The 11,280-nt window shown below is 63.9% G+C and carries 13 protein-coding genes; 5 read left to right on the top strand and 8 right to left on the bottom strand.

The window, feature by feature from the left end; translation table 11 throughout:
• On the top strand, positions 1-851 hold an 851-nt coding region (locus GSQ89_RS13120; protein WP_254073192.1), incomplete at its 5' end, for a methyl-accepting chemotaxis protein.
• Between the two features lie 63 nt (positions 852-914).
• Here GSQ89_RS13120 and GSQ89_RS13115 read toward each other — a convergent pair.
• Positions 915-1,688, bottom strand: coding sequence for an SDR family NAD(P)-dependent oxidoreductase (locus GSQ89_RS13115; protein WP_158925765.1), 774 nt, complete (start codon positions 1,686-1,688; stop codon positions 915-917).
• A gap of 100 nt (positions 1,689-1,788) precedes the next feature.
• Here GSQ89_RS13115 and GSQ89_RS13110 point away from each other — a divergent pair, with 100 nt between their 5' ends.
• Positions 1,789-2,556, top strand: a complete 768-nt coding sequence (locus GSQ89_RS13110; RefSeq protein WP_158925763.1) for a hypothetical protein — start codon at positions 1,789-1,791, stop codon at positions 2,554-2,556.
• A 49-nt stretch (positions 2,557-2,605) separates the two neighbouring features.
• Here GSQ89_RS13110 and GSQ89_RS13105 read toward each other — a convergent pair whose 3' ends face one another.
• Positions 2,606-3,457: an NAD(P)-dependent oxidoreductase gene (locus GSQ89_RS13105; RefSeq protein ID WP_158925761.1), complete on the bottom strand. Its 852-nt coding sequence runs from the start codon at positions 3,455-3,457 to the stop codon at positions 2,606-2,608.
• Positions 3,458-3,625: 168 nt separating this feature from the next.
• On the opposite strand from GSQ89_RS13105, the gene GSQ89_RS13100 reads away from it, so the two are divergent.
• The 3 genes from GSQ89_RS13100 to GSQ89_RS13090 are packed head-to-tail and all read left to right on the top strand — an operon-like array spanning position 3,626 to position 5,776.
• The gene (locus tag GSQ89_RS13100) at positions 3,626-3,832 is read left to right on the top strand and encodes a DUF3311 domain-containing protein (RefSeq protein ID WP_158925759.1); all 207 of its coding nucleotides are present in this window, start codon (positions 3,626-3,628) and stop codon (positions 3,830-3,832) included.
• On the top strand, positions 3,829-5,280 hold the full coding sequence (locus GSQ89_RS13095; protein WP_158925757.1) for a sodium:solute symporter: 1,452 nt from the start codon (positions 3,829-3,831) through the stop codon (positions 5,278-5,280). The genes GSQ89_RS13100 and GSQ89_RS13095 overlap by 4 nt, the downstream gene beginning before the upstream one ends.
• A 4-nt stretch (positions 5,281-5,284) precedes the next feature.
• A complete protein-coding gene (locus GSQ89_RS13090) occupies positions 5,285-5,776 on the top strand; it encodes an NAD(P)H-dependent oxidoreductase (RefSeq protein ID WP_158925755.1) in 492 nt (163 codons plus the stop codon).
• Positions 5,777-5,786: 10 nt separating this feature from the next.
• On the opposite strand, the gene GSQ89_RS13085 is transcribed toward GSQ89_RS13090, so the two are convergent.
• The 6 genes from GSQ89_RS13085 to GSQ89_RS13060 all read right to left on the bottom strand — a co-directional run bounded on the left by GSQ89_RS13085 (position 5,787) and on the right by GSQ89_RS13060 (position 11,204).
• Positions 5,787-6,890, bottom strand: a complete 1,104-nt coding sequence (locus tag GSQ89_RS13085; RefSeq protein WP_158925753.1) for an LLM class flavin-dependent oxidoreductase — start codon at positions 6,888-6,890, stop codon at positions 5,787-5,789.
• 116 nt (positions 6,891-7,006) lie between these two features.
• On the bottom strand, positions 7,007-7,939 hold the full coding sequence (locus GSQ89_RS13080; protein WP_158925751.1) for a LysR family transcriptional regulator: 933 nt from the start codon (positions 7,937-7,939) through the stop codon (positions 7,007-7,009).
• 77 nt (positions 7,940-8,016) lie between these two features.
• Positions 8,017-8,766: a glycosyltransferase family 2 protein gene (locus GSQ89_RS13075; protein ID WP_254073191.1), complete on the bottom strand. Its 750-nt coding sequence runs from the start codon at positions 8,764-8,766 to the stop codon at positions 8,017-8,019.
• Entirely contained in the window at positions 8,763-9,935 is a 1,173-nt protein-coding gene (locus tag GSQ89_RS13070) for a glycosyltransferase (RefSeq protein WP_158925750.1), read from the bottom strand. The genes GSQ89_RS13075 and GSQ89_RS13070 overlap by 4 nt, the downstream gene beginning before the upstream one ends.
• Before the next feature lie 8 nt (positions 9,936-9,943).
• Complete coding sequence (locus tag GSQ89_RS13065; protein ID WP_158925749.1) at positions 9,944-10,510, bottom strand: DedA family protein; 567 nt, start codon at positions 10,508-10,510, stop codon at positions 9,944-9,946.
• Positions 10,511-10,517: 7 nt separating this feature from the next.
• On the bottom strand, positions 10,518-11,204 hold the full coding sequence (locus tag GSQ89_RS13060) for a DUF6134 family protein (protein ID WP_158925748.1): 687 nt from the start codon (positions 11,202-11,204) through the stop codon (positions 10,518-10,520).
• Between the last annotated feature and the right edge of the window lie 76 nt (positions 11,205-11,280).

Here is an 11,280-nt window from a genome sequence, read left to right as displayed (position 1 = left end):
CACGGCGGCGAACCGCCAATGAGGTCGCCGACCGGTTGCAGGCGCAACTTGGCGCGGTGGCCGACTCGTTGGCCTCGGCGTCCACGCGCCTGACGGCGACGGCGGATCAAATGCGCGGCGCCACCGACCAAGCGGATCAGCAGGCCGTCTCCGCCAAGACGCTGGTCGATCGCACCGCGGCCAACGTCGAGATGGTTGCGGCGGCGACCGAGCAACTGGCCAGTTCCGTCAATGAAATCAGTGGTCAGGTGGCCAAGTCCTCAACGATCGCCATTCGTGCCGTCGAGGAGGCCCACCGTACCGACGGGTTGGTACAGGCGCTGGCGCAGACCGCGACGAAGATCGGCAACATCGTTCAGGTGATCAGCGGCATTGCCGGCCAAACTAACCTTCTGGCGCTGAACGCCACGATCGAGGCGGCACGCGCCGGGGACGCCGGCAAAGGTTTCGCCGTGGTCGCCAGTGAGGTCAAAAGCCTCGCGACCCAGACGGCGAAGGCGACGGATGAGATCGCGGCACAGATTGGCCAGATTCAACTGGCGACGCGAGATGCGGTGACCGCGATCGCCAGTATCGGCGCGACGATCAACGAGATCAGCCAACTGAGTAGCGGCATCGCCGCGGCGGTCGAGCAACAAGGGGCCGCGACGCAGGAGATCAGCCGCAACGTAAGGCAGGTGGCATCAGGCACGCTGGAGGTATCGGAGCGGATCACCGGTGCGAGCAAAGCGGTGTCCTCGGCCGGAGAGGCGGCGGGGCATGTGCTGGGCGCAGCCAGCGATTTGTCGGCACAATCGCAGGGACTGTCCGAACAACTGGTTCGGCTTGTGGGTGAAGTCCGGGCCGCGTAGGGCGGGACCGCCCAGCGTTCGACCGGGGTCCAGGGCCCGCCCTGGACCCGTGTATTTGAACCTCTAAAACAACGAATAGCCGCCATCGATCACGAACGTATCGCCGGTATGATATTTCGATGCCGAGCTCATCAGGTAGACCGCGATGCCGCCGAAATCGTCGCCGTCGCCCCAGCGGCGCATCGGCACCCGCGGCAGTACCTTCGTCTTGAAACCATCTGTCTGCACCGCGTTCGCGGTCATGTTCGTTTCGATCCATCCCGGCAGGATCGAATGCGCCCGCACGCCGTACCGGGCGAACTCCACGGCCATGGCCTTGACCATGGAGATCATGCCGCCCTTCGTCGCGGCGTAGTGCTCGCTGCGCGGGGCAGCCTCGATCGCCGCCAGCGACGCCGTGCCGACCAGGACGCCGCCGCCACCGCGTTCGACCATGTGCCTGGCGGCGGTACGGAAGGTGTAGAAGGCGCCATCCAGGTTGACGCGCGTGACTCGGTGCCATTCGGCACTGGTCATTTCCAGGAACGTATGCCCGCCACGGCCGGAGACTCCGGCATTGGCGAAACATCCGTCGACCCGGCCAAATGTTTCCAGCGTGCGGGTGAACGCGGCCTCGACCGCCGCTTCATCGCCAACGTCGCATTCCAACGCCAGGATTTTCCGGCCGGTCGGTTCCAGCGTGGCCACCGCCGCGGCGTTCTTGGCGGCATTGGTGCCCCAGATGGCGATATCGGCGCCGGCCTGCGCCATCGCCAGTGCCATCCCCAGGCCGATGCCGCTGTTGCCGCCGGTGACCAGGGCTGTTTTGCCGGTCAGATCGAATGGGCTGTACGCCACGGGGCCGTCTCCTTCCTGTGATTCTCACATTGTGTCTATCAGCGGAAAGTTGGCAGGTGAACAGATCGCGGTTACGCTGATCGCCAAAGGAGATCGGACCATGATCCTGACCGCTGACAGCGTCGTCGCCCACAGCACATCCCGGCGCAGAACGCCCAATGGCTGGAACACCACATTCATCGGTAAGAACCGCGGAATCTTGAAGGAAGGCGATGCGATTCCGTCGTCCGAGGGTTTGTATCCGATGGCGTTCCTGGTGGAGAAGGAAGCTGGCGCAGTCGTGCATCCGCATTTCCACCAGGCGGATCAGTATCAGGTGATCGTGCAGGGATCCGGCCGGCTGGGCGTCCATGATGTCGCCAGCGTGGCGGTGCATTACACCGACGCTTACTCCGCCTACGGGCCGATCGTGGCGGCAGAGGAAGGCGTGTCCTGGTTCACGCTGCGCAACGCATGGGACCCGGGCGCACGCTACATGCCGGAGCATCGCCGGCAGTTGCGCGAGGCTCGGGCGCGCTACCAGCACCGGGAGGCAACGTGCGGGCCACTGCCGCCGTTGACGGAGCGGGAACTGTGCGCACTGGAAGCTCCGGCTGGGGAAGCGGTGATTGCCGAAACGGCCGATGGGCTGGGGACGTGGCGGTATATGGTTCCGAATGGCGGTTCGGTCGTCGGCCCGGAGCCATCCAGCGGTGGAGGCCAGTTCTGGCTGGTGTCGGCGGGATCGGCGGCCGTGGCTGGCGGCGCGCTGCTGCCGGTTCAGTCGTGCGTGTTCGTGGCACCGGAAGATCCGGCGGCGTGTTTGGTCGCCGGGCCCGGGGGCGCAGACTTGATCTGCATGCAGTTCCCGAAGCGCGCACGGGATTAGTAGCGGTCGCAGGCCGGTCGGTGGGCGGTCGAGTGGCCGCCCATCGCGGCTACCCCGCCTTTGCCTTCTCGCAGAACGCATCCAGCGCCGCCGTCTCCACTCGCGGTCCTTCGAAATCGGCGGCAATCTCCTCATAAAGCCGAGCGGCGGATTGGTAGAAGCCCGCCCCGGGATGATCCTCGCCGACGAACGCGGCGATTTCCTCCATTTCGGCGACCCAGCGATAGGCTTTGCTGTGCATCCTGGGCATCTGGGTCGTCAGCCATTTCAGCAACGCCGGCTGGCTGACCGTCATTTCCGCCACCAGCGCATCCGCCGTCCCCGCCCGGGCGGCGGCAAGCATCATGGTGGCACCCAACGCGGTGAACCCCTTGGTGATGCCGGCATAGGACATCTTCATCGCCGAGGCGGCACCCACAGGTCCTGGCTGCACCGGCGTCGAGAGCCCGTACTGCTGCAGGACCGTAACCTTCTCCGCATCCGGCCCCGACAGATAGATGCGCGTCTTGCTGGAATCGACGGCGGGGGGCGGCCCAATGATGCCGCCATCGACAAAGCGCGCACCGGCTTCCCGCACCACGCGATCGATGCGCACGACAGTCCCGGGGCTGACCGCGTTGCAGTCGATATAGATCGGTTTGCGATTGGCCGCGCGCAACGCCGGCGCCAGCCGTTCCGCCAGGGCCAGCGCTTCGCCCGGAGGGACGATCGACAGGATGAAATCCGCCTCGGCCAGCCCGGCATCCGAGGCATCGGTCATTCCCGCCGCCTTGGCGCGCTCGGCGGTGGCGGCGGAGCGGCCGGTCAGCGACGTCCGCACCGTCACGCCGGACGCGGTCAGTCGTTTGGCGACGGCGCTTCCCATCATGCCCGGGGCGATTACCGCGACGATTGGTGGCATCGGTCGTCCTCCTGAAGGTTCGGTCGCAGCATGCCTCACGGCGTGACCGTGGAAAAGGTCCGAACCCGCCCGTGACACACGGCACACGTGTCGTTATGGTCTGCGCACAATCAGAACCGTTGCACGCGATACCGGTGCGCAAGCGTCCGTCGGGGAACAGGAGAGGCGATGTCGTTCGTCAAATATTTGGCTGTGCTGCCCTTCCTGGGCATCCTGGTGGGCGTTCCACTGCTCAACCAGGTGCAGCCCCTGGTCATGGGAATGCCCCTTATCCTGGCCTGGATCGTTCTCTGGGTCGTCCTGACCGCGGTCATCATGGCGATCGTCTATCGCTTCGATCCCGCCAACCGCGACAGCGGGGAACCACGCGTATGAGCGCCCTCATCATCATCGTGGCCACCATCGTCGGGGTGCTGTGCCTCGGGCTGGTCGCCCGGCGCGGCACGGTGATGGACCTGGAACAATGGACCGTCGGCGGCCGGGGCTTCGGCACCATCCTGGTCTTCGTCCTGATGGCCGGCGAGATTTATACGACGTTCACCTTCCTCGGCGGCAGCGGCTACGCCTACGGCCACGGCGGACCGGTATTCTATATCCTGTCCTACGGCTGCCTGGCATACATCATCTCCTACTGGCTGCTGCCTCCGATCTGGCGGTATGCCAAGCAGCATCGGCTGATCGCGCAACCCGACTTCTTCGCTCATAAATACGATAGCCCCGCGCTTGGCCTGCTGGTCGCGCTGGTCGGCATTGTCGCGCTGATTCCCTATCTGGTGCTGCAACTCAAAGGGCTTGGAGTCATCGTCGGCGCCGCCGCGTACGGGTCAATTTCGCCGACGGTGGCGATCTGGATCGGCGCCGCCGTCGTCACGACATATGTCATGGTGTCGGGGGTTCGCGGCTCGGCCTGGACGGCGGTGGTGAAGGACACCCTGATCCTGGCGGTGGTTTTGTTCCTCGGGATTTATCTGCCGATCCATTACTACGGCGGCTACAGCGCGATGTTCTCGGCGGTCGACGCGGCCAAGCCAGGATTCCTGGCGTTGCCGGCAAAAGGCGAGAGCATCGCCTGGTTCGATTCAACCGTTCTGCTCACCGCCCTGGGCTTTTACATGTGGCCGCATTCGTTCGGCTCGCTGTTCACCGCCAAGGATGAACGGGTCTTCCGTCGCAATGCCGCGATGATGCCGGTATATCAGCTCATCCTGCTGTTCGTGTTCTTCGTCGGCTTCGCCGCGATCCTCAAAGTGCCCGGCCTGAAGGGGCCAGAGATCGACCTTTCGCTGTTGCGTCTGTCGGTGCAGACGTTCGATCCATGGTTCGTCGGCGTGATCGGCGCGGCGGGCGTGCTGACGGCGCTGGTGCCGGGCTCGATGATCCTGATCTCCGCGGCGACGCTGCTGGCGAACAATATATTCCGGGCTTTCCACCCACAGGCAGCCGACGCGACAGTATCGTGGGTGGCCAGGATGCTGGTGCCCGTGGTCGCGCTGGTAGCGGTGATCTTCACGTTGCGCGGCGGCAGCACGATCGTGGCCCTGCTGCTGATGGGCTACAGCTTCGTCACGCAGCTTTTCCCGACCCTGATCGCCTGCCTGCTACCGCATAATCCGGTAACCAAGGAAGGCGCCATCGCCGGCATCTTCGTGGGCGTCGCCACCGTCGCCGCCACCTCGTTGACCCATACGAGTATCGCCGGGCTGTTCCCGGGGCTGCCGGCGACGTTGCGCGACCTTAATATCGGCATCGTCGCGCTGGTGCTGAACCTGATCGCCCTGGCGGTCATTAGCGCCATGACACGCCGGCGGCCGGCATACGCCTGATGGGATGAAGACGCTTCTGATCGTGTTCCATTCCCTGACCGGGGGAACACGTCAGATGGCCGAGGCGGCAGCGGAGGGGGCATCCGGCGTGCCGGAGGTGGCGGCGCGCCTGCAGGCGGCCCCGGATACCGAACCGGCGGATGTGGTTGGCGCCGACGGCTACATCTTCGCGACTCCGGAGAATCTGGCGGCGATGGCGGGCCGGATGAAGGATTTCTTCGACCGGACCTACTATCCGGCGTTGGACCGAATCAACGGCCGGCCGTATGCCACCCTGGTCTGCGCCGGCAGCGATGGGGAAAACGCAGTGCGGCAGATCGCCCGCATCGCCACCGGCTGGCGTCTACGTGCCGTCGCCGCCCCACTGATCGTATGCACGCACGCACAGACACCGGAGGCAATCCTGGCGCCAAAGATCATCAGTCCGGCAGACCTGACTTCCTGCCGGGACATCGGAGCGGCACTGGCGAACGGCATGGCGGCGGGGATTTTCTGATCCGGTCGCCTCAGCCCACCGCAGCACGCGGCCCGATCGCGGCGTTGACCCGTGGCAGCACCTGCTCCGCCATCAGGATCATAGAGCGACGGCCGAGCATCGGATCCGCCCAGTCCTTGCCCGCGTAAAGCAGCGTGCCGAAGTCGCCGACCTGCGCCTGGAAGGCCAGGATGTCGTCGGCAACCTTGTCCGGCGTGCCCCAGATGACCAGTTTCTCGCAAACATAATCCAGCGTGACCTCATCGTCCTGCTGTTCCGCGTGAGTCTTGAACAGGATCAGCCGGCCGTTCTTCTTCAGCTTGGTATACAGCGAGTTGTAGTATTGCCGGTACGGACTATCCGGATCGGTCGCGTAGCGACGGGCCGTGGCCAGATCGTCGGCCACGCACAGGCTTTTGGCGACGCGCCAGTCGGCGGGATCGGCGACCCGGGGGGTGGTGGCACAGCCTTCCTGGTATTTAGGCCAATGCGTCTTCACCCACTGCGGCAGCAGGAAATTGGCCGAGATCACATCCCATCCGCGCGCAGCGGCCTGGGACACGCTGTTGGAATGCGGCGATACGGCGGTGACGACGATCGGCGGATGTGGTTGTTGCAACGGTTTGGCGATATAGCCCTGCCCGATTTCCGGCATCAGCGTACGGGCGGTGGAGACTTTCCAGTATTTGCCTTCCAGGTTGTACGGCGCCTCGCCCGCCCAGATCGCCAGCACCATCTCGATGCCTTCAAGGAACATCTCGGGACGGTTGTTGTCCAGCGTGCCGAAGACCTCGGCGTCGGACAGCAATCCGCCAGGGCTGATACCGAAGATGAACCGGCCGTCCAGCAGGTGATCCAGCATGGCGATCTGGCCGGCGACCGCCGCGGGGTGGATGTTCGGCATGTTGACCGTGCCGGTGCCCAGGCGGATCTGCTTCGTCGCACTCGCCAGCGTCGCGATGAACATGGTGCAGGACGTGATGTTCTCCGCGCGGTCGGTGACGTGCTCACCGCACAGGCCTTCGACGTAGCTCAATTCGTCGGCGAGAATGAAGGCTTCGCGGTCCTCCCGCAGGCTTTGCCGCCAATCTTTGCCCAGCGGATGGATCGGCATGGTGAAGAAGCCCAGCTTCATCGTCGTCCCCTCATGTTTCCGCGGCAATGCGCCGCTGTCACGGCCGCCACGAAACCGAACGGACGCTATAAAGCGACAGGCAGGAGGCCCTGAATCATAAGTTTGCCGAAAGGGTATCAGCTTTCCTGATAGGCTGCTTCCCACACGACGGAAATACGCCTTGCCTCCTGCTCCAGCATTCCCAGGAACAGTGCCGCGGCGGGGGCGAGCGTCCGCCGAGCCGGCTCGATCAGCACAAGGTCGAGCGACAAGGGCGGATCGACGACCGGGTTCACGCTAAAGCCCTGGGTCGAGCCAGCCTCCATCATCAGCGCCGGCAGGATGGTGAGCCAATCGCCGCGGCCGACGAAATCCAGCGTCCCGAACATGGAGTCCAACTCGACAATGCGAGTGATTTCGGCCCCCACCGCGGCGCAATAGGTTTCCAGTGTCCCTCGCCTCGTGTTCACGCGGCTCGGTAGCACCAGCTTCAACGGTGCCCGGTCAATCAGGCGGCCAGCCTGCCCATCGTGCGGACCGCCGGCGGCCGACACCAGCAATTCGGGCGTGCGCAGCAACAACCGACTTTTCAGCCCCGCGGCACCGGCGAAGGCCGGCACAATAGCAAAATCGACGTCGCCTGCTCTGACCATCTGGGTCAGGGCGGCGCTGTAGCCCTCGGTGACATGGACGTTGACGTTGGGATGCGCCGCCACGAAACGCGCCAGCGCGGGGGCCAGCGTGCATCGCGTCATGGTCGGCATCAATCCGACGACAATCTGGCCATCCAGCCCGTTGGCATACGTCCCAACCACGCGACCGGCGGCATCGTGCGCCCGCAACACCTCGATCGCCCGCCGGTAGTAAGCGTCGCCCGCCGGAGTCGGCACGATGCGTCCCTCGTCGCGGATGAACAGTGGCACGCCGAACGCGGTTTCCAGGTTGCGGACATGCTGGGAAACACCGGATTGCGTCGCATTTTCCCGCTGCGCCGCGAGGGTGAAGGAGCGTTCTTCGTAAACGGATACGAAAAGCCTGATATCCCGCAGCGAGCCGTGCAACCCAGTCATCCGATTTTCTGATGCGATTCAGCAGATCACATTCAATCGGCCAATGGCAAGGAAGCCGCGACAGTGCCCGCGAGCGGTCAGAGCCGGACGTCGATCCATTCTTCGGTGAACGGGCGGCGCAAGAACGTTGCCCAGACGAAGTTCATCGAGTAGCGCAGGCCGATCCGCAGCAGCCCCTCCTCCAGCAAGCGGCGTCCGGATGACAGCGCCGGCAGTCGGAAGGTGAATTTCACCGCGCCCACGGCATGCAGCCGGCGCGCGAGGTCGGTATCCTCACCATAGAAGCTGAACAGCGGATTGTAGCCGCCGATCTCCTCCAGTGCCGAACGGCGGACGACGAAATTGCCGCCTTGCAGCATCGAACCGACGCGGAGGACGAAGCGGTTCAGCATGTAGAACCCGTATCCCATGACGTAGAAGGCCCGCACCGCCGCTCGGGTTCTTTTGGGCACGTCGTAATAGATATAGGGGCCGCTGAGTGCGACCAGACCGGGATGGCGCCGGAACTCCTGAAGCACGCGGTTCAGCCAGCCGGGGGTGACGATCGTATCGGCATCGACATTCGCGACCAGCGCGCCGGTGGCACGTTGAAAGCCGGCTCGACGAGCCTGGACGAGGCCCTTGATGGGTTCGTGGACAACGATGACCTCGGGGAATGATGCAGCAACTTCCCCCGTATTGTCGGTGCTTGCATTGTTGACGACGATGACTTCCGCCAAGCACCCCGAACGTTTGATTTCATCGACGATCGCGGTCAGTGTCCGGGACAGGTTTTTTTCTTCGTTGTAGGCCGGCACAACGAAACTGATCGCCACATGCTGGTTCATTCGGCTGGATTCCTTTGCAGTGCCGATTGGTAGAGTGCTTCCCACCGGTCGGTAACGGAGTCGATTCCGTATCTTTCAGCGGTTTCCCGGCCGGCCGAACCCATGGTTCGCCGGCGTTCCGGCGACGCCAGGATGTCCGCGAGCACCCGCGCCAGCGTCACCGGATCATGTGGGTCCACCAGCACACCGTTCGCGGGACTGACAAACTCCGGCAATGCCCTGCTGTCGGCGGCGACGACGGGAATCCCCGAGGCCATCGCCTGCAATAGTACCATGCTTTGAGTCTCGCTTGTGCTCATGATCGCGAAGGTGTCACTAATCCGTAATAGTTCTGCCAGATCTTCTTGCGCCAGCGTGCCAAGGAACCTGACCTGCCGGTCGATTCCCAGTTCCGCCGCCAACATTCGCAGTATCGGTTCGTGGGAGCCATGTCCAGCGATTATCAGTTCGGCATCGACACCATGGCCTCGCAGGACCGCCATCGCATGCAACAGCACCTCGATATTCTTCTCTGGCCCTAGACGGCCGGCGTAGGTGATGGTCGGAACGGTCAGGCCGCGTTGAGCACGCAGGGCCGCGCGTTCGTCGGGATGCACCGGCGTGAACAGCCTTGTGTCGATCGGGTTGGAAATCACCTGATGCGGCAGGCGCAGTTTGGCCATGCCGAGTTCGGCGAAGACCGATTGTGACGGTGCCGTGACATGGTCGCAGCGGTTATGAAACCATGTGACATAGGCGCTCGCGCGCCTGACGCTGATAGAGATATGCGGGCCAAAACCAGCAATCGTCGTGTGATTGGTGCCGATGACCGGGATACCGAGGACGGCGCCGTTCAGCAGGGCCTCCAGCCCGATACCGAAGAACGAATGCGTATGGATCACATCGGGCTTTCCCCGCACCGCAAGCAGCGCCGGGGCGATCGGCGAAGGCAGCGCCGCGCGCGACTGGCGGGTCGAGCTGGGAAACGGCAGCGAGGGGCGGCGGCGCACGCGGACATTCTCGCCCAGGTCCCGTTCGCGTATCGGTACGCCGATGCGGCGGTAATCCGGTCCGGCGTAGCGTGGCGCGTAGATGTCCACCTGATGGCCCCGGCTACCCAATGAACGGCTGATAGTGGCGATCGAATCCTGGATGCCACCGAGCTCGGGGAAGAAGTAGTCGGTGAACATGGCGATCCTCATGGACCGGCCCCGATGCCGTTGGGGCGCCTGAGGGTCAGCACGATGGAACTCGCACCAATGATGCCCAGCGCAACGATGCTCGCAACGATGTGGCGTTCCAGAAACGGGTAGTGGTCGCCGAAAAAGAAGCCGGCACCAAACAGCACCGCGCTTTTAGGTATGGTCGCCAGCAGATTGACCAGGATGAAACGTGATAATGGCAGCCGCAGCATGCCGCTGCCGACAAGCACGACACCGCCCATGGTATGCGTCCACTTGCCGATCAGCCACATCCTTGTGGCTTGGCGTGCAAGATCGCGTTGCAGCGCCGGAGCCAGAGCGTCACGAACACCAAACAGCCGGCCGAGGCGGCCAAGCGGCCCCACGCCGGCGCGTCCGACCCAGTAGTAGCCGATATCGCCGATCACATCGCCGCACATCAGCAAGGGCAGCGCCCAATACCAGTTGAAATAGCCCTGCGCCGACAGAAATCCTGTAACGATCGTAACGATCGGGCCTTCGATCACCGCCAGCGGCAGGATCAGCGCGCTGCCATGCACGATCAGGAATGTGTCGAGCGTCACAAAGCGATCACAGACGCTCGTAATAGACGTAGGAGCCGTCGGCGGCCGGCAAACCGAGGCTCGCCCAGGTATCGGTCTCGTCGTACCACAGATCGACCCTGAATGCGCCGCTCAGGTTATAATGGTCGGCCGGGATGGTACGGCCGGATGCCAACGGGATGTTTTCAGCGTGCTCCTCCACGACCTTGGGACGCAGCAGGACACCATCTTCCAGGCTGATCATCGGCCCGTCCAGCAGGCGCTTGTTCCAATAGCTCGTGCTGCCCGCCGGTTCCGGGGCGACATACCGCTCGGTTTTACTGCCGAGAACCACAAGGCCTTCCGGACCACGCCGGGCGTTCACCCATTCATGCTGACCGTTCTTGTTGGTTTCGCCAGTCAGACCGGCCAGCATCCCATCCTGCCAAACTTCGGTGACGTGGTGGCTGTAACGGACGATCGGAATCGACAGCAGGGTGACGAGCGCATCCACGGCAATATGCACCGTCAGCGTGCCGCCTTTCGGTACGAAGGTCAGCGTGTGACGGCCGATTTCGGTGCCATGGCGGATCAGCCGGAACGCGAGCGTACCACCGTGCGGCACAGGCAAGTCGGCGGATGCCGAACGCGGCAGGACGACCGCCCCGGCCAACAGCATCGCGCGCCGGCCGATGACCGTTGCCACCGAATCATGACGCTGGTGTTGCCGCCACATGCGCGGCCACTAACCCACTAGGCGGATGCCATCAACGGGAAATGCCTTGATAATTATGACAATTTCAGGTCACCCC

It is taken from the genome of Acidisphaera sp. S103, from assembly GCF_009765975.1.
Taxonomy (GTDB): domain Bacteria; phylum Pseudomonadota; class Alphaproteobacteria; order Acetobacterales; family Acetobacteraceae; genus Rhodopila.
The sequence above is the reverse complement of the archived record's forward strand: the minus strand, read 5'-3'. Positions and strand labels throughout refer to the sequence as shown.

Coding starts and splice junctions, on each gene's coding strand:
- GSQ89_RS13110 (WP_158925763.1), top strand. CDS start 1,789: ATGATCCTGACCGCTGACAGCGTCGTCGCCCACAGCACATCCCGGCGC.
- GSQ89_RS13105 (WP_158925761.1), bottom strand. CDS start 3,457: ATGCCACCAATCGTCGCGGTAATCGCCCCGGGCATGATGGGAAGCGCC.
- GSQ89_RS13100 (WP_158925759.1), top strand. CDS start 3,626: ATGTCGTTCGTCAAATATTTGGCTGTGCTGCCCTTCCTGGGCATCCTG.
- GSQ89_RS13095 (WP_158925757.1), top strand. CDS start 3,829: ATGAGCGCCCTCATCATCATCGTGGCCACCATCGTCGGGGTGCTGTGC.
- GSQ89_RS13090 (WP_158925755.1), top strand. CDS start 5,285: ATGAAGACGCTTCTGATCGTGTTCCATTCCCTGACCGGGGGAACACGT.
- GSQ89_RS13085 (WP_158925753.1), bottom strand. CDS start 6,890: ATGAAGCTGGGCTTCTTCACCATGCCGATCCATCCGCTGGGCAAAGAT.
- GSQ89_RS13080 (WP_158925751.1), bottom strand. CDS start 7,939: ATGACTGGGTTGCACGGCTCGCTGCGGGATATCAGGCTTTTCGTATCC.
- GSQ89_RS13075 (WP_254073191.1), bottom strand. CDS start 8,766: ATGAACCAGCATGTGGCGATCAGTTTCGTTGTGCCGGCCTACAACGAA.
- GSQ89_RS13070 (WP_158925750.1), bottom strand. CDS start 9,935: ATGTTCACCGACTACTTCTTCCCCGAGCTCGGTGGCATCCAGGATTCG.
- GSQ89_RS13060 (WP_158925748.1), bottom strand. CDS start 11,204: ATGTGGCGGCAACACCAGCGTCATGATTCGGTGGCAACGGTCATCGGC.